This window comes from Pseudomonas salomonii, assembly GCF_900107155.1.
GTDB classification, from domain to species: Bacteria; Pseudomonadota; Gammaproteobacteria; order Pseudomonadales; family Pseudomonadaceae; genus Aquipseudomonas; species Aquipseudomonas salomonii.
This window is the reverse complement of record NZ_FNOX01000016.1, coordinates 49,892-71,128: the sequence shown is the minus strand read 5'-3', so window position 1 is coordinate 71,128 and position 21,237 is coordinate 49,892. Positions and strand designations below refer to the sequence as shown.

Annotated in this window: 26 protein-coding genes and 1 pseudogene; 16 read left to right on the top strand and 11 right to left on the bottom strand. The window is 60.3% G+C overall.

Features of this window, described 5'->3' with window-relative positions:
- The first annotated feature begins 19 nt into the window (after window positions 1-19).
- Complete coding sequence (locus BLV67_RS28795; protein ID WP_069788205.1) at window positions 20-916, top strand: LysR family transcriptional regulator; 897 nt, start codon at window positions 20-22, stop codon at window positions 914-916.
- Here BLV67_RS28795 and BLV67_RS28790 read toward each other — a convergent pair.
- Window positions 897-1,352 (bottom strand): flavodoxin, encoded by a 456-nt coding sequence (locus tag BLV67_RS28790; RefSeq protein ID WP_017135084.1) that lies wholly within the window; start codon window positions 1,350-1,352, stop codon window positions 897-899. The genes BLV67_RS28795 and BLV67_RS28790 overlap by 20 nt on opposite strands.
- Window positions 1,353-1,481: 129 nt before the next feature.
- On the opposite strand from BLV67_RS28790, the gene BLV67_RS28785 reads away from it, so the two are divergent.
- Together BLV67_RS28785 and BLV67_RS28780 are read left to right on the top strand one after the other, a co-directional pair.
- Window positions 1,482-1,949, top strand: coding sequence for a PAS domain-containing protein (locus BLV67_RS28785; protein ID WP_065930533.1), 468 nt, complete (start codon window positions 1,482-1,484; stop codon window positions 1,947-1,949).
- 58 nt (window positions 1,950-2,007) lie between these two features.
- The gene (locus BLV67_RS28780) at window positions 2,008-2,613 is read left to right on the top strand and encodes a hypothetical protein (protein ID WP_056858332.1); all 606 of its coding nucleotides are present in this window, start codon (window positions 2,008-2,010) and stop codon (window positions 2,611-2,613) included.
- A gap of 2 nt (window positions 2,614-2,615) precedes the next feature.
- Here BLV67_RS28780 and BLV67_RS28775 read toward each other — a convergent pair whose 3' ends face one another.
- A complete protein-coding gene (locus BLV67_RS28775; protein ID WP_069788206.1) occupies window positions 2,616-3,575 on the bottom strand; it encodes a MerR family transcriptional regulator in 960 nt (319 codons plus the stop codon).
- 211 nt (window positions 3,576-3,786) lie between these two features.
- Here BLV67_RS28775 and BLV67_RS28770 point away from each other — a divergent pair, with 211 nt between their 5' ends.
- The 6 genes from BLV67_RS28770 to BLV67_RS28745 are packed head-to-tail and all read left to right on the top strand — an operon-like array spanning window position 3,787 to window position 6,714.
- A complete protein-coding gene (locus BLV67_RS28770) occupies window positions 3,787-4,344 on the top strand; it encodes a putative antibiotic biosynthesis monooxygenase (protein ID WP_065930531.1) in 558 nt (185 codons plus the stop codon).
- Window positions 4,345-4,401: 57 nt separating this feature from the next.
- Window positions 4,402-5,112, top strand: a complete 711-nt coding sequence (gene folM, locus BLV67_RS28765) for a dihydromonapterin reductase (RefSeq protein WP_069788207.1) — start codon at window positions 4,402-4,404, stop codon at window positions 5,110-5,112.
- Between the two features lie 20 nt (window positions 5,113-5,132).
- Complete coding sequence (folE, locus tag BLV67_RS28760) at window positions 5,133-5,693, top strand: GTP cyclohydrolase I FolE (RefSeq protein WP_056858336.1); 561 nt, start codon at window positions 5,133-5,135, stop codon at window positions 5,691-5,693.
- Window positions 5,694-5,695: 2 nt separating this feature from the next.
- Window positions 5,696-6,067 (top strand): dihydroneopterin triphosphate 2'-epimerase, encoded by a 372-nt coding sequence (gene folX, locus BLV67_RS28755; RefSeq protein WP_017135091.1) that lies wholly within the window; start codon window positions 5,696-5,698, stop codon window positions 6,065-6,067.
- Between the two features lie 16 nt (window positions 6,068-6,083).
- Window positions 6,084-6,380 carry a DUF1244 domain-containing protein gene (locus BLV67_RS28750; RefSeq protein WP_069788208.1) on the top strand — a complete coding sequence of 99 codons (297 nt, stop codon included), beginning with the start codon at window positions 6,084-6,086 and terminating at the stop codon, window positions 6,378-6,380.
- Complete coding sequence (locus tag BLV67_RS28745; protein WP_069788209.1) at window positions 6,373-6,714, top strand: HopJ type III effector protein; 342 nt, start codon at window positions 6,373-6,375, stop codon at window positions 6,712-6,714. The genes BLV67_RS28750 and BLV67_RS28745 overlap by 8 nt, the downstream gene beginning before the upstream one ends.
- A gap of 181 nt (window positions 6,715-6,895) precedes the next feature.
- Here the strand turns inward: BLV67_RS28745 and trxB are convergent, their stop codons facing one another.
- Window positions 6,896-7,858 (bottom strand): thioredoxin-disulfide reductase, encoded by a 963-nt coding sequence (gene trxB, locus BLV67_RS28740; protein WP_069788210.1) that lies wholly within the window; start codon window positions 7,856-7,858, stop codon window positions 6,896-6,898.
- Between the two features lie 292 nt (window positions 7,859-8,150).
- On the opposite strand from trxB, the gene cysZ reads away from it, so the two are divergent.
- Together cysZ and BLV67_RS28725 are read left to right on the top strand one after the other, a co-directional pair.
- On the top strand, window positions 8,151-8,915 hold the full coding sequence (gene cysZ, locus BLV67_RS28730) for a sulfate transporter CysZ (RefSeq protein ID WP_065930529.1): 765 nt from the start codon (window positions 8,151-8,153) through the stop codon (window positions 8,913-8,915).
- Between the two features lie 54 nt (window positions 8,916-8,969).
- A complete protein-coding gene (locus BLV67_RS28725; RefSeq protein WP_065930528.1) occupies window positions 8,970-10,148 on the top strand; it encodes a glycosyltransferase family 4 protein in 1,179 nt (392 codons plus the stop codon).
- Between the two features lie 105 nt (window positions 10,149-10,253).
- Here BLV67_RS28725 and BLV67_RS28720 read toward each other — a convergent pair whose 3' ends face one another.
- The 7 genes from BLV67_RS28720 to rplU form a co-directional block, all read right to left on the bottom strand.
- On the bottom strand, window positions 10,254-11,357 hold the full coding sequence (locus tag BLV67_RS28720) for an NADH:flavin oxidoreductase (protein ID WP_069788211.1): 1,104 nt from the start codon (window positions 11,355-11,357) through the stop codon (window positions 10,254-10,256).
- Window positions 11,358-11,523: 166 nt separating this feature from the next.
- Window positions 11,524-12,006 (bottom strand): glutathione peroxidase, encoded by a 483-nt coding sequence (locus BLV67_RS28715; RefSeq protein WP_065930526.1) that lies wholly within the window; start codon window positions 12,004-12,006, stop codon window positions 11,524-11,526.
- A 101-nt stretch (window positions 12,007-12,107) separates the two neighbouring features.
- Window positions 12,108-12,572 carry a CreA family protein gene (locus tag BLV67_RS28710; RefSeq protein WP_069788212.1) on the bottom strand — a complete coding sequence of 155 codons (465 nt, stop codon included), beginning with the start codon at window positions 12,570-12,572 and terminating at the stop codon, window positions 12,108-12,110.
- Window positions 12,573-12,588: 16 nt separating this feature from the next.
- Window positions 12,589-13,707, bottom strand: coding sequence for a glutamate 5-kinase (gene proB, locus BLV67_RS28705; RefSeq protein WP_026013771.1), 1,119 nt, complete (start codon window positions 13,705-13,707; stop codon window positions 12,589-12,591).
- A 111-nt stretch (window positions 13,708-13,818) separates the two neighbouring features.
- Window positions 13,819-15,042 (bottom strand): Obg family GTPase CgtA, encoded by a 1,224-nt coding sequence (gene cgtA, locus BLV67_RS28700; protein ID WP_016976186.1) that lies wholly within the window; start codon window positions 15,040-15,042, stop codon window positions 13,819-13,821.
- Between the two features lie 193 nt (window positions 15,043-15,235).
- Window positions 15,236-15,493: a 50S ribosomal protein L27 gene (gene rpmA / locus BLV67_RS28695; RefSeq protein WP_003176049.1), complete on the bottom strand. Its 258-nt coding sequence runs from the start codon at window positions 15,491-15,493 to the stop codon at window positions 15,236-15,238.
- A gap of 34 nt (window positions 15,494-15,527) precedes the next feature.
- Window positions 15,528-15,842, bottom strand: a complete 315-nt coding sequence (gene rplU, locus BLV67_RS28690) for a 50S ribosomal protein L21 (RefSeq protein ID WP_007950961.1) — start codon at window positions 15,840-15,842, stop codon at window positions 15,528-15,530.
- A gap of 399 nt (window positions 15,843-16,241) precedes the next feature.
- On the opposite strand from rplU, the gene BLV67_RS28685 reads away from it, so the two are divergent.
- The 3 genes from BLV67_RS28685 (at window position 16,242) to BLV67_RS28675 (ending at window position 18,174) form a co-directional block, all read left to right on the top strand.
- Window positions 16,242-17,210: a polyprenyl synthetase family protein gene (locus BLV67_RS28685; protein WP_056858342.1), complete on the top strand. Its 969-nt coding sequence runs from the start codon at window positions 16,242-16,244 to the stop codon at window positions 17,208-17,210.
- Window positions 17,211-17,415: 205 nt separating this feature from the next.
- Window positions 17,416-17,757, top strand: a complete 342-nt coding sequence (locus BLV67_RS28680; protein ID WP_003230858.1) for a zinc ribbon domain-containing protein YjdM — start codon at window positions 17,416-17,418, stop codon at window positions 17,755-17,757.
- Window positions 17,758-17,916: 159 nt separating this feature from the next.
- Entirely contained in the window at window positions 17,917-18,174 is a 258-nt protein-coding gene (locus BLV67_RS28675) for a PA4570 family protein (protein WP_056858344.1), read from the top strand.
- A gap of 145 nt (window positions 18,175-18,319) precedes the next feature.
- On the opposite strand, the gene bamJ is transcribed toward BLV67_RS28675, so the two are convergent.
- Window positions 18,320-18,937, bottom strand: a complete 618-nt coding sequence (bamJ, locus tag BLV67_RS28670) for a BamJ family beta-barrel-assembly machinery protein (protein WP_065930525.1) — start codon at window positions 18,935-18,937, stop codon at window positions 18,320-18,322.
- Between the two features lie 264 nt (window positions 18,938-19,201).
- On the opposite strand from bamJ, the pseudogene BLV67_RS33795 reads away from it, so the two are divergent.
- Window positions 19,202-20,266, top strand: a pseudogene (locus BLV67_RS33795) (methyl-accepting chemotaxis protein); the annotation flags it as partial.
- Window positions 20,258-21,121, top strand: a complete 864-nt coding sequence (locus BLV67_RS33790) for a methyl-accepting chemotaxis protein (protein ID WP_371317720.1) — start codon at window positions 20,258-20,260, stop codon at window positions 21,119-21,121. The pseudogene BLV67_RS33795 and the gene BLV67_RS33790, both read left to right, overlap by 9 nt.
- Window positions 21,122-21,237: the final 116 nt, after the last annotated feature.

The following is a 21,237-nucleotide window of genomic DNA, read 5'->3' as shown; positions in this document are numbered from 1 at the left end:
TCCAAACTGGAATCAAGCGATGGAATTCAAACAGCTGCGCAGCTTCGTCGAAGTGATCCACCGCGGGGGCTTTACCCAAGCCGGTAAAACCCTGCACATCAGCCAATCGGCGGTGAGCAAGCAAGTGGCGCAGCTGGAGCAAAGCCTCGGCACACCGCTGCTGGAGCGCACCGGTTCACACATCCGCCTGACCGCCAGCGGCCAAGTGGTATTGCAGCGCGCCGAGGCCATGTTGCGCCTGCAGACCGAGCTGCTCAGTGAGCTGGACGACATGCAACAACTGACGCGCGGTGAGCTGCGCCTGGGCTTGCCGCTGCTCGCGGGCGATACCTTGTTCGCCGGGTTGTTCGCCGAGTACCGCCGTCGCTATCCGAAGGTCTCCATCCAATTGCTCGAAGGCGGCAGCCGCACTATCGAGCAGGCGATTCTCAACGGTGAATTGGACGTGGGCGGCAGCTTGATGCCCAGCGACCCGGCGTTCGCCTGGCAACTCTTCTGTGATGAACCCTTGGACGCCTTGCTGCCAATTGACCATCCGCTGGCCGACAACGCCCAGGTGCGCCTGGAAGAATTGGCGGACACGCCGTTCCTGATGTACCAGCGCAGTTTCGTGCTCAATGACCGGCTGATGCAGGCGTGCCAGCAACTGGGCTTCACGCCCAAGGAGATCGGGCGCAGCGGCCAGGCGGACTTTCTGGTCGCCCTGGTCGCGGCGGGCCAAGGCGTGGTGTTATTGCCCAGCGTAGTTGCCCGTGGGCTGGTGCGACCGGGCGTGGTGCGCCTGACGCTCAAGGCGCCCGACTTCCTGCGCTGGGACATCGCCTTTATCTGGCGTGAGGGCGCCTATCTGTCGAAAGCCGCCCAGGCGTGGCTGGCATTGCTGCGTGAATTCCCGGTCAAGCGCGCAGTGCAGTGACCAACTCGGCCAGCCACGGCTCGGCGTCGGCTTCCGGGGTCACGCTTTCGCTGGCGTCCAGGCGCAGCATCGGCAGTACTTCGCGCACGCCCAGCTCAGCGAACAGTTCGCGCATTTGCTCACCGCCACCGCAGAACGTGTCGCCATAGCTGGCGTCGCCCAGGCCGATCACCGCACCGGGCAGGCCGCGCCAGGCGGCTGGCAGCTGGTCGCGAATGGTCGAGTACAGCGGTTGCAGGTTATCCGGCAGTTCGCCCATGCCGGTGGTCGATGTGACCGCCAGGAACGCCTCGGGGGCAAAGGCCTGCACGTCGGCCAAGGTGGCGCGTGGGTTGTGCCAGGCTTCAAAACCAGCCGCATTGAGGATGCCGGCGGCGTGGCGGGCGACTTCTTCAGCCGTGCCGTAGACCGAGCCGGAAAGGATGGCGACTTTCATCAATCTGATCCTGTGGTTGAGCGAAAGCGTGGGATATTAGCAGCTGACGCAACTATTTCAGCGCACACCGTGCGACATTCAAAAGTTGTCATAGAATTCAGACTTTAAAAACATGCGATGGACTGCTCAATGATCAACGCCAAACTGATGCAACTGGTGATTAACGCTTCCAACGACGGCATCGTCGTCGCCGAACGTGAAGGCCAGGACAAGCCGCTGATCTACGTGAACCCGGCGTTCGAGCGCATGACCGGTTACGCCTTGGACGACATCCTGTATCAGGATTGCCGCTTCCTGCAGTCGGGTGACCGCGATCAGCCGGCGCTGATGGCCATTCGTGAAGCCCTCGACAGCGGTGGTTCGTGCCGAGAGATCCTGCGCAATTACCGCAAGGACGGCACGCACTTTTGGAACGAGCTGTCGCTGTCCACGGTGTACAACCAAGCAGACAAGCAAACCTACTTCGTGGGCGTACAAAAAGACGTCACCATTCAGGTAAAAGCGCAGCAACGCGTCGCCCAGCTGGAAGCGCAGGTGGCCGAGCTTAAAGATGAGCTGGCGGCGCTCAAGACGACGAGCGGAATTAACAAAGTGTAAAAAATGCAGCCTTTAGGGCGATAATGGCTTTTTAATGCCTCCTCCTTGAGCTACATCAATGCACCGCGACGCTCTACTGACGCAGGACGAGCTGGATTTTATCCAGGACATGCAGCACAACCCGCAGCTCAACCTGCGGGATGCCTGGTCGAGCCTGACGGTCAATGGCGGTGCGCAGATTCGCGATTTGCTCACGCGGCTGGCCGCGCACGACCATGTCACCATCCAGGCGCAGTTCGATAACCAACAACTGACCTTCCCGCTGCACCTGGTGGAAGACGAGTTTCATGCGGTGCATCTGCGCCTGGGCGTGCCGAGCATTTTTGAAGACGGGCCGATGATCCGCCCATGGCGCCTGGCCCTTGAAGCACCCGTGGCGTTGGAAAACGTGCGGGGCAACCCTGCCGCGCTGTGGGTGCATGAAGTGTCATTCAAGGGTGTGCTGGTGGAGATTCGCGGGCGGGTCAAACCGCCGAAAACCTTTTCCCTGTGGTTCAGCCCGTCCGGTTACGAGCGTATTGCCTTGCGCGGCACGCTGGAACGGGAAACCGCGCGAGGCCTGTTCGCTTATCGCTTGAGCCAGAGTGACGCGGATGAGATCGAACGGCTACGCCAGTTCATTCTGCATCAGCACCGGTTGGTCCATCCGCACGTACACGCCTGAAATCAGCTATCCAGGCTGCCTGCGAGAAACTGCTGCAAGCGGCTCTGCATCTGGCGCCCTTCACTGCCCAGGCAGCCGATGGGCGAGCCGGCCAGGTCCTGCTCGGCCAGGTCCGCTGCGGCACCGGCCAGCAACAGCGGGCAATCCAGGGTCAGCGCCAGGCGACTCAGGCGCGCTGCCAGTTCATGGTTGTGCGCATGGTTGGAGAAAATCACCAGCGCCTGGGGACGGATCTTTTCACACACCAGTGTCAGCTCATCAAACGGCTGGCCCATGCCCAGCACTTTCACTGGCGTGTTCTCGTGGCTGAGCATCAGCGCCGCCACCAGCAGTTCCAATTTACGGCATTCGCCCGGCATGGCCGCCAGTAACACCCGCGGCGCCAGAGAGCTGCTCGCAAGTCTTAAGCGCTCAAAGGTATGCATGCGCAGGAAGGTGTCGTAAAAAAGCCATTCACTGGCCTGGCCGAAACGGCCCTGGTGGCGCAGCAGGTCACCCCACAGCGGCATAAAGATGTCCTGGAATGCGACGCTCAGTGGGTAAGTCGCAAAAACCTGGCCGTAAAGGCTCTCCAACTGACGGTCGTCAAAGGCGCTGACCGCGTTCAGCAAACGCGCCCGCCACTGTGACCACTCATGTTCGTCGACGCCATTGCCCTCGGCATGAAGTGCCACAGCCTGCTGATCGTCGCGTGCGAGGATCTTGCCGACCTTGCTGACGGCCACGCCACGCTCAATCCAATCGAGAATGCGATTGAGGGTCACAATATCGGCACTGGAATAGAGCCGATGCCCGCTTTCGGTGCGTGTCGGCTGGATCAGGCCATAACGACGCTCCCAGGCACGCAGGGTGACCGGGTTGACACCTGTCATTCTCGAGACATCACGAATCGGGAACAGCTCATCCGGGTCAGAGACGTGAGCCTGGTTCATTTCGCGAGTTTGAGCAGTCATTTCAGACATCAGAGATCGCAAACATTCATCTAAGTGTGGATCCCATTTAACGCTTTTAGACTTGTCCTTTTCAAGGGCTGGCCTGTCAGACCAATGCCACTGGTGTATTTCTTGAAAACAGGAATAATCCTTGCCTGTTTTTTGGTGATGACCTTACCCGGTCGCCACCTGTGTGCGCCGCCTACCCGGCTCAGCGCACCTGATTACTTGGAGATACACAATGTCTACCTCTCCCGTCACCTTGATGGTTGCGCGCCGCGTGGCCAAAGGGCGCTATGAAGAATTGATGGCCTGGCTGCGCGAAGGCGAGCAATTGGCCACTGACTTCCCCGGCTACCTGGGTTCCGGTGTGCTTGCGCCGCCGCCCCATGATGATGAGTTTCAGATCATCTTCCGCTTCGCCGATGAAAAAACCCTGCATGCCTGGGAGTTCTCCGCCTCGCGCAGCGCCTGGCTAAGCCGTGGCAGCGAACTGTTTGCCGACCCGTCCGAGCATCGCGTCAGCGGCATCGACGGCTGGTTCGGCGCCGTGGGCGCACGACCACCGCGCTGGAAACAGGCGGTGGCGATCTGGCTGGCATTTTTCCCGGTGTCGCTGTTGTTTAACTTCGGCCTGGGGCCGCTGCTCAGCGAGCTGGACATGTTCCCGCGTGTGCTGGTCAGTACCCTGGCACTCACGCCATTGATGGTGTACTTCTTTATTCCGCTCTCGACCCATCTGCTCGCAAGTTGGTTGCATCCAACGCCCACGCCCAAGGCTACCCAAGCCCCTGCGTGAGTACAGGGGCGGCCGGTCGCTGGTATAGTTTCAGCCTGCCAGCGACTCGAGCCTCCCATGACGGTAACCAACGCCCCGATCCTGATCACCGGTGCCGGCCAGCGTGTCGGCTTGTATTGCGCCGAGCGCCTGCTGGACGAAGGCCACAGGGTGATTTTCAGCTACCGCAGCCAACGCCCGGGCGTTGAGGCCTTGCGTGAGCGTGGTGCGCTCGGCGTGTTTGCCGACTTCTCCACTGAGGCCGGGATTCTGGCCTTTATCGCCGAACTGAAAACCCATACCGACAGCCTGCGTGCGATCATTCACAACGCCTCGGCGTGGGTTGCGGAAACGCCCGGCGACGAAAGCCGCGCCTTCACCGATATGTTCAGCGTGCACATGCTTGCGCCGTACCTGATCAACCTGCATTGTTCACCTTTGCTGCAACGCTCGACACCGGCCGATATCGTGCACATCAGCGATGACGTGGTACGCAAGGGCAGCCGCCAGCACATCGCCTACTGCGCCACCAAGGCCGGCCTCGACAGCCTTACACTGTCGTTTGCCGCGCAGTTCGCGCCGCTGATCAAGGTCAACGGCATCGCGCCGGCGATGGTGATGTTCAACGAAGGCGACGACGCGGCGTACCGAACCAGGGTGCTGGCCAAGTCGGCGCTGGGTATCGAGCCTGGGCCTGATGTGATCTACCAGAGTGTGCGTTACCTGCTGGACAACCCGTATGTCACCGGAACCACCCTGACCGTCAACGGCGGGCGGCATATCAAGTAAGCCGTTTGTGAGGATGTTGTATGACCTTGTCCCTGCCCCAACACTACCGCGAGATCCTCAAAGGCCTGGGCGAAGACCCGGAGCGCGAAGGCTTGCTCGACACCCCCAAGCGCGCCGCCAAGGCCATGCAGTACCTGTGTCATGGCTATGAGCAAAACCTGGAAACCATCGTCAACGGCGCCTTGTTCGCCTCCGATAACGACGAGATGGTGATCCTCAAGGACATCGAGCTGTATTCGCTGTGCGAACACCATTTGCTGCCCTTTATCGGCAAGGCCCACGTGGCCTATATACCGACCGGCAAGGTGCTGGGCCTGTCGAAGCTGGCGCGCATTGTCGACATGTACGCGCGGCGCCTGCAGATCCAGGAAAACCTCACGCGGCAGATCGCCGACGCGATCCAGCAGGTCACCCAGGCCGCAGGCGTGGCGGTGGTGATCGAAGCCAAGCACATGTGCATGATGATGCGCGGCGTGGAGAAACAGAATTCAACCATGAACACCTCGGTGATGCTCGGCGCGTTCCGCGAGTCGAACACCACGCGCATGGAGTTCCTGCAACTGATCGGACGGAGCAAGTAGCAATGCCACAACTTCAACCAGGCATGGCGCGCATCCGGGTCAAGGACCTGTGCCTGCGCACCTTTATTGGCATCAATGAAGATGAGATCAACAACAAGCAGGATGTGCTGATCAACCTGACCATCCTGTATGCCGCACAGGAAGCTGTGCGCGACAATGACATCGACCACGCACTGAATTACCGCACCATCACCAAGGCGATCATTGCCCACGTCGAAGGCAATCGCTTTGCGCTGCTCGAACGTCTGACGCAAGAGTTGCTGGACCTGGTAATGAGCAATGAGTCAGTGCTGTATGCCGAAGTCGAAGTGGACAAGCCCCATGCGCTGCGCTTTGCCGAGTCGGTGTCGATAACCCTCGCTGCCAGCCGCTGATAGTTAAGTGAGCCTTATGAACGATCAACAACGCCTCGAACTCGAAGCCGCCGCCTTTCGCCGGTTGGTGGCCCACCTGGACAGCCGCAAGGATGTGCAGAACATCGACCTGATGAACCTCGCAGGTTTTTGCCGCAACTGCTTATCCAAGTGGTACAAGGCCGAGGCCGACGAGCGCCACATCGAGCTGAGCCTCGATGACGCCCGCGAAGTGGTGTACGGCATGCCGTACGCCGAGTGGAAAGCCCAATACCAGCAAGAAGCCAGCGCCGACCAACAGGCGGCGTTCGCCAAAGGAAAACCCCATGACTGATTTGAACACCCTGCGCGCCAGCCTCGACAGCGGCGAACATGTTTTTGCCGACACCCTGGCCTTTGTGGCTGCCGGTTACGACTACCAGCCGCAGGCTTTTACCAATGGCGGCGTAGAAAACGCTGCTGGCCAGAACGAAGGTTCATGCAAGACCTTGGGCCTGGCGCTGCTGGAAGGCTTGAGCGATCAGGAAGCGTTGCTGGCGTTTGGTGAGCATTACCGTTCGGTGGTGGCGACGCCAGAGGGCAGTGATCACGGCAATATTCGCGCGCTGATTGCCCATGGTTTGGCCGGTGTGAAGTTCACCGCACAGCCCCTGACCCGTAAACCCTGAGACAGATACAAATCAAAATGTGGGAGCGGGCTTGCTCGCGAAAGCGGTGTATCAGAGAAATATTCTTTGACTGACACTCCGCATTCGCGAGCAAGCCCGCTCCCACATTTGATCTGTGTTGCCCCTAAACCCCGGGCATAAAAAAACCGGCCTCTCGGCCGGTTTTTTCATTTCAACGGGTTTAGAACGAAGCGTCCTTCAAACCGTCGAGGTAACGCTCGGCGTCCAGCGCCGCCATGCAACCGGCGCCGGCCGAGGTGATGGCCTGGCGGTACACGTGGTCAGCCACGTCACCGGCGGCGAAGATACCTTCGATGTTGGTCGCAGTGGCGTTGCCTTCACGGCCGCCGTGTACAACCAGGTAGCCGTCTTTGGCTTCGAGCACGCCTTCGAACAGCGACGTGTTCGGGGTGTGGCCGATGGCGATGAACACGCCGTCGACTTTCAGCTCGTCGAAGCTGCCGTCGTTGTTTTTCAGGCGAGCGCCGGTCACGCCCATATTGTCGCCCAGGACTTCGTCCAGGGTGGCGTTGAGCTTGAGGATGATCTTGCCTTCAGCCACACGGGCGTGCAGCTTGTCGATCAGGATCTTCTCGGCGCGGAACGTCTCACGGCGGTGAACCAGGGTCACGGTGCTGGCGATGTTGGCCAGGTACAGCGCTTCTTCCACGGCGGTGTTGCCGCCACCGACCACAGCGACCGGCTTGTTGCGGTAGAAGAAACCGTCGCAGGTCGCGCAGGCGGAGACGCCTTTGCCCATGAACGCTTCTTCCGATGGCAGGCCCAGGTAACGGGCGCTGGCGCCGGTGGCGATGATCAGCGCGTCACAGGTGTAGACACCGCTGTCGCCGGTCAGGCTGTAAGGCTTTTTCGAGAAGTCGACCTGGTTGATGTGGTCGAAAACGATCTCGGTTTCAAAGCGCTCGGCGTGCTCTTTCATACGTTCCATCAGCACCGGGCCGGTCAGGCCGTGCACATCGCCCGGCCAGTTGTCGACTTCAGTGGTGGTGGTCAACTGACCGCCCGCCTGCATGCCGGTAATCAGCAGCGGCTTGAGGTTGGCCCGGGCAGCGTAGACGGCAGCGCTGTAACCGGCAGGGCCGGAACCGAGAATAATCACTCGCGAATGACGGGTATCAGACATGACTCACTCCTATCGACCGCCCGGACTACAAGGCAGCTGGAATAAAAAAGGACCGCGAAGCACTTGGGGAAGGCTTGAACTCGCAGGCCCTGAAAATAATGGGTGCAGCGTATAGAGGGGGGCAAGATTAAGGAAATACGGAATAACAATCCAGCTCATAGGTGGTCTCTATGCAGTCGACGCGGTTAATCGACACCCTGGTTACCTAGATGTTACCGCTGATGTCGCCGCTTTCGCCGAACAAGCAAAGCCGGTAAGGTCGGCGCGTTCGTCTTCCTGCTCGGAGTTCTCCATGCCTGCCCCTGCTCTTTCTGGCCCGCAATACCTGCGTGAAGGCCTAAAACTGGTGTTGAGCCCTGGCCTGCGCCTGTTTGTGCTGCTGCCGTTGGCGATCAACCTGGTGCTGTTCGTCGGTTTGATCTATTTCGCCGGCCATCAGTTCAGCCTGTGGGTCGACACCTTGATGCCGACGCTACCCAGTTGGCTGAGTTTCCTCAGTTACATCCTGTGGCCCTTGTTTGTGGTACTGGTAGTGTTGATGGTGTTTTTCACCTTCACCATGCTGGCCAATATCATTGCCGCGCCGTTTAACGGTTTTCTCTCGGAGAAAGTCGAGGTAGTGGTGCGCGGCACCGATGACTTCCCCGCCTTCAGCTGGGGCGAGTTGATTGCCATGGTCCCGCGCACCCTGGCGCGGGAAATGCGCAAACTGGGTTACTTCCTGCCACGCGCCATCGGGCTGTTTATCCTGTCGTTCATTCCGGTGGTCAACCTGATCGCAGCGCCGCTGTGGCTGCTGTTCGGCGTGTGGATGATGGCGATCCAGTACATCGACTACCCGGCGGATAACCACAAGCTGGGCTGGAACGAAATGCTCGCCTGGCTGCGCCAGAAGCGCTGGCAGAGCATGAGCTTTGGCGGCATTGTTTATCTGGTGCTGCTGGTGCCGGTGGTCAACCTGCTGATGATGCCGGCTGCCGTCGCGGGAGCCACGTTATTCTGGGTACGTGAGCAAGGCGCCGAGGCGATGGCGCGGCAGGCGATAGCCAAGTCATAAATCCATCATCCTAGCGTCACAATGACGACATGGCCCACGGTGACACTGTGGGTCATGACGACAGCCTCGCTCCACATCACCCTGATTACCGAAACCTTCCCGCCGGAAATCAATGGGGTGGCCAATACCCTTGGCCGCCTGTGTGAGGGTTTGCGCGCGCGTGGCCATCATGTCGAATTGGTACGCCCACGCCAGGGTGTCGACCAGAGCCGACCCAGCGACGATGGATTACTGTTGTGTCGCGGCTGGCCACTGCCGGGTTACCCGGGGCTGCAGTGGGGCCAGTCGTCGATGCACAAGTTGCTGCGGCGCTGGACACGCCAGCGCCCGGACGTGCTGTACATCGCCACTGAGGGGCCGCTGGGGCTGTCGGCGCTACGTGCGGCGCGGCGCCTGGGGATCAGCGTGGTCAGCGGGTTTCACACCAACTTCCAGCAATACTCCAATCAATATGGCTTGAGCCTGCTCAGCCGCATGGTCACCCATTACTTGCGCTGGTTTCACAACCGCTCGACCCTGACCCTGGTGCCCAGCGCCAGCCAGCGCCTGGAGCTGGAGCGTCGCCACTTCGAGCGCCTGGGCATGTTGTCACGCGGCGTCGACAGCCAGTTGTTCCACCCCGCCAAACGCGATAACGCGTTGCGTGAAAGCTGGGCGCTCAACAACGACCAGATCGCCGTGTTGCATGTGGGCCGCCTGGCACAGGAAAAAAACCTGGGGCTGCTCAAGCGCTGCTTTGAAACCTTGCAGGACACCTACCCGCTGCGCCAGATGAAACTGATCATCGTCGGCGACGGCCCGCAGCGGGCGACGCTGGAAAAGGAACTGCCCGAGGCGATTTTCTGCGGCACCCTGCGCGGTGAAGAACTGGCGCGGCACTACGCGTCCGGCGATGTGTTCCTGTTCCCCAGCCTGACCGAAACCTTCGGCAACGTGGTGCTGGAAGCCATGGCCTCGGGACTGGGTGTGGTGGCGTACGACCAGGCCGCCGCGACCCAGCATATTCGCCATGGCTACAACGGCGTGCTCGCAATGCCGGGGGATGAGGATGCGTTTTGTGACGCTGCCAACTGGCTGCTGGAAGATGCCGAGAGTTTGCGCCGCATGCGCTTGAATGCTCGCCAGCATGCGAGCCGCCAGGGTTGGCCGGCGATTATCGAGCAGTTTGAGCGTCAATTGCGCGGGGTGTGCGGCGAGCGGACGGTGATTGCAGGGGAGTCGCGTTTGATCTGAGGCCAGTGTTGACCGTTAGATCGCAATCGCGGGCAAGCCCGGCTCCCACATTGGAACGCATTTTCCTGTGGGAGCCGGTTGCCCGCGATGGCGTCGAAGCAGACGCTACACCAGGCTGGTCAACGCCTCACGACTGAACGGCAGAATGTCGCCCTCACGGCCTTCGCGCACTTTCACGGCCCAATCCGGGTCCACCAGCAGGGCACGGCCCACGGCAACCAGGTCGAATTCCTCGTTGTTCAGACGCTCCAGCAGTTTTTCCAGGCTGGCCGGTTGGGCGACCATGTCGGTGTTGACCATGAACTGCAGGAACTCGCCATCCAGGCCCACACTGCCGACGGTGATGGTCGGCTTGCCGGTGAGCTGGCGGGTCCAGCCGGCCAGGTTGAGGTCGGAGCCTTCGAATTCCGGCTCCCAGAACCGACGCGTGGAGCAGTGGAAAATATCCACACCGGCGTCCGATAACGGCTTAAGGAACTCACCCAGCGCCTCGGGGGTTTGCACCAGGCGCGCGGTGTAGTCCTGCTGCTTCCATTGAGAGAAGCGCAAGATGATCGGAAAGTCCGGACCGACGGCGGCGCGGGTGGCCTGGATCAATTCAATGGCAAAACGCGAACGGTTGGCCAGGCTGCCGCCGTATTCGTCTGTGCGCTGGTTGCTGCCTTCCCAGAAGAACTGATCGACCAGATAGCCGTGGGCGCCGTGGATCTCCACGCCATCCATGCCGATGCGCTGGGCATCCTTGGCGGCTTGGGCGAAGGCGCTGATCACGTCCTTGATGTCTTGATGGGTCATGCCGTGAACGACGACAGTGCCGTCTTTGAGTTTCTCCATCGGGCCGTAGGCCGGCACGCTGGCGTCAGGCTCGGTGCCGATACGGCGCACGCTGCCCACGTGCCACAACTGCGGGACGATCTTGCCGCCTTCGGCGTGTACGGCGTCGACCACTTTCTTCCAGCCGGCCAGCGCGGCCTCACCGTAAAAATGCGGGACGTTCGGGTAGCCATTGGAGGCCTGATGATCGACCACGGTGCCTTCGGTGATGATCAGGCCCACACCGGCGGCGGCGCGGCGACGGTAGTACTCGATGACTTTGGAATTGGGTACGCCGCCCGGTGAGAACGAACGGGTCATGGGCGCCATGACCACACGGGTGGACAGTTGCAGTGCACCGAGCTGGAAGGGTTTGAACAGAGCTTGGACAGGCATGGGGCACTCCACATAAGAGGGATTTATGATGTGGATAATATGGGCCGCGCAATGTACTGGGTAGCACTATTGATCTGGGTGATTAAGGGGTAAAAGCGGGACGCTGAGCGTCCGGGGCGGCATTCCCACGCAGAGCGTGGGAACGATCAAGCTGCACCAAAGGTGTTCAGCTCAGGGCTTTTTCGATGGCCTGTACGATCGTCGGATCATCCGGTGCGGTGCGCGGCGAGAATCGCGCCAGTACACGACCGTCCTTGCCGAGCAGGAACTTCTCGAAATTCCAGGTGATATCCCCGGGAAACTCAGCGCCCTCGCCCGCCAGCAGGCGATACAGCTGATGGCGATCGTGGCCGTTCACGTCAAGCTTGCTGCCCAACGGGAAGGTCACGCCGTAGTTCAGGCTGCAGAACGCCTGAATTTCCTCTTCGGTGCCCGGCTCCTGGCCTGCAAACTGGTTGCACGGCAGGCCAAGCACAGTAAAACCCTGGCCTTTGTACTGCTGATAAAGGTTTTCCAATGCCGCATATTGCGGGGTCAAACCACATTTGGAGGCCACGTTGACCACCAGCACCACTTGCCCCTTGAAGGGCGCCAGCGGCAGCTCTTGTCCGTCCAAAGCTTTGAGTTTCAGGTCGTGGAAAGCACTCATGACGAACTCCAGATATCCCATGTTCTTCGCGTTGCGGCTGTTCGAGATTACAGACCACAAGCCTGCAATCATAGACGCCGATTGAAAAACTCGCCCGCCGGTTACTGCGCGGTCGGCCAGGGCAAAATCGGAATCGCGGTGACCGCATTCTGCGGGCTGCCTTCGATCAGACGGTCGCTGTAGACCAGGTACACCAGGGTATTGCGCTTCTTGTCGAGGAAGCGCACCACCTGCATGGTCTTGAACACCAGCGAAGTACGCTCCTTGAACACTTCGTCGCCATCCTTGAGCTCGCCCTTGAAATGAATCGGGCCAACCTGACGGCAGGCTATCGACGATTCAGCGCGGTCTTCGGCCAGGCCCAGGCCGCCTTTGACGCCGCCGGTCTTGGCACGCGACAGGTAGCAGGTCACGCCGTCGACCTTGGGGTCATCAAACGCCTCGACCACTATGCGGTCGTTGGGGCCGACAAACTTGAACACCGTCGACACCTGGCCGATTTCTTCGGCCGAGGCCAGCAACGGCATGGCCAGCAGCAGGCCGAGCAATCCTTTCATGACACGCATCGTGTATTTCCTTTATTCAGACCAGGATCAGGTTATCGCGGTGAACCAGTTCCGGTTCGGCCATGTAACCCAAGAGTCCGACAATCGCGTCGGACGATTGTCCAATAATCTTCTGGGCTTCCAGTGCGCTGTAGTTGGCCAGGCCACGGGCGATCTCGCGACCATCGGGCGCCACACACACCACCATCTCGCCACGGCGGAAGCTGCCCTGCACCAACTTGACGCCGACCGGCAGCAGGCTCTTGTTGCCCTGGGACAAGGCTGACACAGCACCGTCGTCCAGAACCAGCGTGCCACGGGTTTGCAGATGACCGGCCAGCCACTGTTTGCGCGCCGCGAGCATGCCGCGTTCCGGCGACAGCAGCGTACCGATGCGCTCACCGGCCTTGAGGCGGTCCAGCACACGCTCCAGGCGCCCACCGACGATGATGGTGTGCGCGCCGGAACGCGCGGCCAGGCGTGCCGCACGCAGCTTGGTCTGCATGCCGCCACGGCCCAATGCACCGCCGACGCTGCCGGCCACGGCGTCGAGCGCCGGGTCATCGGCGCGGGCTTCGTAGATAAGCTGGGCGTCGGGGTTGTTACGCGGGTCAGCGTCAAACATGCCGTCGCGGTCGGTGAGGATCACCAGCAGGTCGGCTTCCACCAGGTTGGCGACCAGCGCGGCCAAGGTGTCGTTATCACCGAAGCGGATTTCGTCGGTGACCACCGTGTCGTTCTCGTTGATCACCGGGATGACCTTGAGCTCAACCAGTGCGCGCAGGGTGCTGCGAGCATTGAGGTAACGCTTGCGGTCGGACAGGTCGTCATGGGTCAGCAGGATCTGCGCCGTGTGGCGGCCGTGCTCGGCAAAGCTGGATTCCCAGGCTTGCACCAGGCCCATTTGGCCGATGGCGGCGGCGGCTTGCAGTTCGTGCATCGCGCTGGGTCGCGCGGTCCAGCCGAGGCGGCTCATTCCGGCGGCAACGGCCCCGGACGAGACCAGCACCAACTCGACACCGGCCTCATGCAAGGCCACCATCTGCTCGACCCAGACGCTCATGGCTGCGCGATCCAGACCTTTGCCATCCGCCGTCAGCAGCGCACTTCCGATCTTTACGACCCAGCGCTGCGCACCTGTCACTTTGCTCCGCATCATCTTCAACCTTAGATAGAGGGCCGCGCGACCCAGCGCTGGCCATAACGTTATATCCGGATACTAAAACGCCGCTCTGTAAGGAGCGGCGTTCAAGTTTACTGCAACGAATCAGTCGCGCACGTAAATGATTTCCGGACCGTCTTCATCATCCACGTCTTCTTCGTCCCAATCGTCGTCGCCGATGTCATGGACCGACTTCACGCCGCTGCGGCGCAGGGCACGCTGGTCGTCCAGAGCCTGCAGCTGGGCGCGGGCTTCGTCTTCGATCTGCTGGTCGAGTTCGGCCAGTTCGGCCTTGAATACCGGGTCGGCCGCCAGGCGGTCGGCGCGGTCTTCGAGGTAGCGCATGATGTCGCGGGTCAGGCGCTCGGTGCCTTCTTTGGCGATGGCCGAGATCACATAGACCGGGCCTTCCCACTCCAGACGGTCAACGATTTCCTTGACGCGTTCTTCGTGCTCTTCTTCGAGGATCTGGTCGCACTTGTTCAGCACCAGCCAGCGGTCACGCTCGGCCAGGGCCGGGCTGAACTTGGTCAGCTCGCTGACGATCACTTCGGCGGCATCCGGTGCGCTGGTGTCATCCAGCGGCGCCATGTCGACGAGGTGCAGCAGCAAACGGGTACGCGACAAGTGCTTGAGGAAGCGAATCCCCAGGCCGGCACCGTCGGAAGCGCCTTCGATCAAGCCGGGAATGTCGGCGATCACGAAGCTTTTCCAGCGGTCTACGCTGACCACGCCCAGGTTTGGCACCAGGGTGGTGAACGGGTAGTCGGCGACTTTCGGCTTGGCGGCCGAGACCGAGCGGATGAAGGTACTTTTACCGGCGTTCGGCAAGCCCAACAGGCCCACGTCTGCCAGTACTTTCATCTCCAGCTTGAGGTCACGCTGCTCGCCGGGCTTGCCCGGCGTGGTCTGGCGTGGCGCACGGTTGGTACTGGACTTGAATCGGGTGTTACCCAGACCGTGCCAGCCGCCCTGCACAACCATCAGTTTCTGGCCGGCCTTGGTCAGGTCGCCAATCACTTCCTGGGTCGCAGAGTCGATGATCGTGGTGCCGACCGGTACGCGCAGTACCAGGTCTTCGCCTTTTTTACCGGTGCAGTCGGTGCTGCCGCCGTTGGAACCACGCTCGGCATCGAAGTGCCGGGTGTAACGGTAGTCGACCAGGGTGTTGAGGTTTTCGTCGGCCATCATGTAGATGGAACCGCCGTCGCCGCCGTCACCGCCGTTTGGGCCACCGTTTTCGATGAATTTTTCGCGACGGAAACTCATGCAACCGTTACCGCCGTCGCCTGCTTTTACTCGGATGGAAACTTCATCAACGAACTTCATAACAAAACGCCTCTCGTCGCATGGACGAGCTTAAGAAACCAAGACATAAGACTCTTGCAAAAATGAGCGCAGCGACCTCAGAAAACGACCGCACATCCAGCGCCTGAGCCCATCACAAACAGCTTTGCAAGAGACTCACTCCACAAACGAAAAAGCCCCGTCGCGAGACAGGGCTTTTCCAGCGATCGCGCAATTAAGCGGCGACAACGCTCACGTAACGGCGGTTGAACGCGCCTTTTACTTCAAACTTGATCACGCCTTCGATTTTAGCGAAGAGGGTGTGATCTTTACCCATGCCAACACCGTAACCGGCGTGGAATTGGGTGCCGCGCTGACGCACGATGATGTTGCCCGGAATGATTTTCTGGCCGCCATACATCTTAACGCCAAGGCGTTTGGCTTCTGAGTCGCGACCGTTACGGGTACTACCACCAGCTTTTTTGTGTGCCATGAGTCAATTCTCCTAGTGAGGAATTAGGCTGAAATTAAGCCTGAATACCGGTGATTTTGATCTCGGTGTACCACTGGCGGTGGCCCATACGCTTCATGTGGTGCTTACGACGACGGAACTTGATGATGCGGACTTTATCGTGACGACCTTGGGAGATCACTTCAGCCACAACGGTAGCGCCAGCAACAACTGGAGCGCCGATGTTCACGTCATCGCCATTAGCGACCAACAGAACGCGATCAAAGGTAACGGATTCGCCAGTAGCGACTTCCAGTTTTTCGATCTTCAGGTATTCACCTGGGGCGACCTTGTATTGCTTGCCACCAGTAACAATTACTGCGTACGACATGGTATTTCTCCGATAATCCTGCTCACCCAGCGCTTTATAAGAAAAGGTATTGGCTGGCATGGCTGCATGGGATGGACGTCCCGAATGCAATTGCGTAAGGCAGGTGCTGCCCAGGAAGTTCAGGGTGCGCGATTGTACGCAAGCTGTAGATGCCTTGCAAGGGGCCGCCAGTCGCCTTGAAAGCGTAGCGAGCGAAGGGAAGACAACGAAAAAACAGGCGAGGAAGCGGAGTTTACGGGTTGTAAATGAGCATTCCGAGCCTGTTTTTGACGCAGGATTGCGCGCGTAGAGCCGAAGGCTCCCAGCCTGCAGTAGCTTTCATGGTGACTGGGCGCGCCTTGACACTGCGGGGTCAGGGTCCTAGCATGCCGCGCAACCCTTCTGGAGCGACTGTCGCTGATGCAACCCCAAGCTTTCTACCGCGCGGTCGCGGACGATTTTAGCGCCGTCGACGGCATCATCAAGCAGCAGCTGACGTCTAAAGTGCCGCTGGTCTCCAAAATTGGCGACTACATTACGTCGGCGGGCGGTAAACGCCTGCGTCCTTTATTAGTGTTGCTGTGTGGCAAGGCACTGGGCCGCGAAGGCGATGACCTGCGCCTGCTGGCCGCCACCATCGAATTCCTGCACACCGCCACCCTGCTGCATGACGACGTGGTCGACATGTCCGGCATGCGCCGTGGCCGCGAGACGGCCAATGCGATGTGGGGCAATGCCCCCAGCGTACTGGTAGGCGACTTCCTGTACTCGCGCTCGTTCGAAATGATGGTCGAGCTGGGCTCGATGCCGGTGATGAAGATTCTTTCACAAGCCACGCGCATCATCGCCGAAGGCGAAGTGTTGCAGCTGTCCAAGGTCCGCGACGCCAGCACCACCGAAGAAACCTACATGGAAGTGATTCGCGGTAAAACCGCGATGCTCTTCGAAGCATCCACCCACAGCGCCGCCGCCCTCTGTGGCGCAACGGCCGAACAGGCCGAAGCCCTGCGCACCTTCGGTGATCATCTGGGCGTGGCATTCCAACTGGTCGACGATCTGCTCGACTATAAGGGTGACGCCGAAACCCTGGGCAAGAACGTCGGTGACGACCTGGCCGAGGGCAAGCCGACCTTGCCGCTGATCTACACCATGCGCGAAGGTACGCCGGAACAGGCCGCCCTGGTGCGCAAGGCGATCCAGAAAGGCGGAATTGAAGACCTCGAAGCTATCCGTGCAGCGGTAGAAGCCTCGGGTTCGCTGGAATACACCGCACAGTTGGCGCGCGACTATGTGGCCCGTGCCATCCAGTGCCTGGACGCCCTGCCAGCCAGCGAATACCGGGACGCCCTGGTTGAGCTGAGTGAGTTTGCGGTCGCCCGTACGCACTAAAGACTCTTTGCAGAGCTGGCTTATGTGGGAGCGGGCTTGCTCGCGAATGCGGTAGATCAGTCAGCTATGAAGTGACTGACACACCGCATTCGCGAGCAAGCCCGCTCCCACATTTGGTTCACCATTCCCAACTCACTCCCCGCTCTCAGCACAAAACCCTATATAATGTGCGACTTTTAGCCACCCTGACTCTCAAGGAGCTTTAGTGAGCACGTTGCCACCCTGCCCAAAATGCAATTCCGAGTACACCTACGAAGACGGCGCCCAGCTGATCTGCCCGGAATGCGCCCACGAGTGGTCCGCCAATGGCGAGGCCGAAGTGGCGGGCGACGAAACCGTGAAGAAAGACTCTGTGGGCAATGTCCTGCAAGACGGCGACACCATTACCGTGATCAAGGACCTCAAGGTCAAGGGCACGTCACTGGTGGTCAAGGTCGGCACCAAGGTCAAGAACATCCGCCTGTGCGACGGCGATCACGATATCGATTGCAAGATCGACGGTATCGGCCCGATGAAACTCAAGTCCGAGTTCGTGCGCAAAGTCTGAACCTGCTGCATCCATCCCGCGCCCGCCGCGGGATGGCGTTTTGCCCTCCGCGCTGACCTGTCTCAATATCCACACAGAAAAACCAGGAAACCGCCAATAGGCACTTGCTATTCTACGAATAAGAATTATTCTCATTGAAACCCATCAAGGAGAACCACCATGACTTATTTGATAGATGCCTGGCTGGATCGCCCACACCCTTACCTGCGGATCCTGCATCGGGAAACCGGCGAAGTTTGTGCGGTGCTAGAAGAAGAAGCCTTGAGCGAACTGCAGGACCAGGGCGACCTGGACGTCAACGGCTTGAGTTCGAGTGAACCTGGGGTGCTGAAGGAGGTGGTGCGTAATCTGTTTCTGTTCTGCTATGCCAGAGCGTTGCGCCCGGCGACGGAGCTCAATGGCAAGTTCCACCCATGAACCACCGCGCAAAACCTGAATGCACCGGCTTCATGTGGGAGCCGGGCTTGCCCGCGATACAGGCGACTCGGTCAAACCCGCTACCGAGGTGATGCTATCGCAGGCAAGCCAGCTCCCACACAGAGCCAGGCGCAATCAACAGGCCTTACAGAACGTCGAGCAGCTCAACGTCGAACACCAGAACGCTGTGCGGCGGAATGCTGCCAACGCCTTGGGCGCCGTAAGCCAGTTCGCTCGGCACGTACAGGCGCCATTTGCTGCCGGCATTCATCAGTTGCAGGGCTTCGGTCCAGCCAGCGATCACGCCGCCCACCGGGAATTCTGCAGGCTGGCCGCGCTCGTAGGAGCTGTCGAACACAGTGCCGTCGATCAGGGTGCCATGGTAGTGAGTACGCACCTGGTCTTCACGAGTCGGCTTGGCGCCGCTACCGGCGGTCAGCACTTCAAATTGCAGGCCGGAAGCCAGGGTGGTGATGCCTTCACGCTTGGCGTTTTCAGCCAGGAACTCCAGGCCGGCGCCAGCAGCCGCTTCGGCCTTGGCTGCCGCTTCGGCTTGCATGATTTCACGGATCACTTTGAAGCTGGCCGCCATTTGCTCTTGATCAACACGGCTTGGCTTGCCGGCGAAGGCGTCGGTCAGGCCAGCCAGGATGGCGTCGATGCTCACGCCCGGTGGCGGGTTGTCGCGCAGTTGGTCGCCCAACTGACGGCCGATACCGTAGCTGACGCGGGTTTCGTCGGTGGACAGATTAACTTCGGACATGAAGAGGCTCCGCTGTAGGGCAGCACGGTTTCCCGTGCCATCCAGAACTAAAAGGGCCCGCAGACTAGCACACAAGAGCCGCCTCTGATCAGCCCCCCGGCTGCCGCCTTCAGAGGATCCAACCTTGCAATAGCGACCCTTCGTCGCACCCGTAAGAAATGTATTTCAGAATCACCCCCCGCCGCCGATACAGCGCTACAAACTTTGGCTGGCTCAAACAACAACACCGTCCAGCAGACACACATCATTCTTGCGGAGCATTCGATGAATAGCTGGTTCGGCAACATCAGCGTCAACCTCAAACTCGGCCTGGGCTTTGGCCTGGTGCTGGTCCTCACCTCGATCCTGGCCCTGACCGGCTGGACCAGCCTGGGCGGCTTGATCGACCGCAGTAACTGGATGAGCGACATCACCCAGCTCAACGCGTCCCTGACCAAGCTGCGCATCGTGCGCCTGCAATACATGCTGGCCAATGGCGACGAAGCCGTGGCACAGAACGTCCAGACCAGCCTTGACGCCTTCGCCGCCCAGCAACAGAAACTGCTGGACAGCTTCAAGAGCCCGGAAAATCGCAAATTGCTCACCGAGCAGAAAGCCGTCATCACGGCTTACCAGCAGTCGCTGAACAAAATGCGTGAGGCCTACCGTAACGGCAATGCCGCGCGCCAAGTGATGGGTGACAAGGCCGACATCGCCAACGGGCAGATCGACGCACTGGAGACCGGCGTGCAGCAAGCGCCCGACAGCCCGGAGCGCTTCGCCCAGTACCAGGCTGTGACGCACGCCAAGGAAGAATTCCACCTGGCGCGCTATGAAGTGCGTGGCTACACCAACTCCCCCAGCGCAGAAACCGAAGCCCGCGCTGCGGCTCAAATCGAGAAAGCCATCAGTGGCTTGAAAGGCCTCAGCAGCGTATTTGGTTCAAGCCAACAAAGCGCACTGACGTCGCTGGAAACCGCACTTGGCGCCTATCGCAGCGCCGTACAGAGCTACAAGGCCGCCAACGCCAACATCGTCAGCGCCCGCGCCGAAATGACCACCCAGGGCGCCGATATCGTCACCATCAGCGACAAGCTGTACGACATTCAGCTCGATCGCCGTGACGCCGAAAGCACCCAGGCCCGCAGCCTGCAATTGATCAGCACCTTGCTGGCGTTGCTGGTGGGCATCATCGCGGCCCTGGTCATCACCCGCCAGATCACTCGCCCGATCCAGGACACCCTGGCCGTGGTGGAGCGTATCGCTTCCGGTGACCTGAGCCACAATATCCAGGTGACCCGCCGCGATGAACTCGGCGTATTGCAGCAAGGTATCCAGCGCATGGGCACCACCCTGCGCGAGCTGATCAGCGGCATTCGCGACGGCGTAACCCAGATCGCCAGCGCCGCCGAAGAACTCTCGGCCGTGACCGAGCAGACCAGTGCCGGCGTGAACAGCCAGAAGATCGAGACCGATCAAGTCGCCACCGCGATGCATGAAATGACTGCCACCGTGCAGGAAGTCGCGCGCAACGCCGAGCAAGCCTCGCTGGCCGCTGCCGACGCCGATGGGCAAGCCCGCGCCGGCGACAAAGTGGTGGCCGAGGCCATCGCTCAGATCGAACGCCTGGCCGCCGAAGTGGCGCGCTCTACCGACGCCATGACGCACCTGCAGCAAGAGAGCAACAAGATCGGCAGCGTGATGGACGTGATCAAGGCCGTGGCCGAGCAGACCAACCTGTTGGCGCTCAACGCGGCGATTGAAGCGGCGCGTGCCGGTGAAGCCGGTCGTGGCTTTGCCGTGGTGGCTGACGAAGTGCGTGGCCTGGCCCAGCGCACACAAAAATCCACCGAGGAAATCGAAGGCCTGGTCGCCGGTTTGCAGAACGGCACCCAGCAAGTGGCCACGGTGATGAACAACAGCCGCAGCCTCACCGACAGCAGTGTCGAGTTGACGCGCAAGGCCGGTGTATCGCTGGAGAACATCACCCGTACCGTGTCGAACATCCAGTCGATGAACCAGCAGATTGCAGCGGCCGCCGAGCAGCAGAGCGCTGTGGCTGAAGAGATCAGCCGCAGCATTGTGAACGTGCGCGATGTGTCGGAGCAGACCGCTACTGCGAGCGATGAGACGGCTAAATCGAGCGTGGAACTGGCGCGTTTGGGCAGCCAGTTGCAGCAGATGGTCAGTCATTTCCGGGTGTAAAAAACTAAAGCGAAAAACCAAAAAGCCGCCTCGGTTCAAGCCGAGGCGGCTCCACTTCTCAGACCTTAAAGGTCATCGAAGCTGTCCCGCAGGAATACCCAGACGTGATAAACACG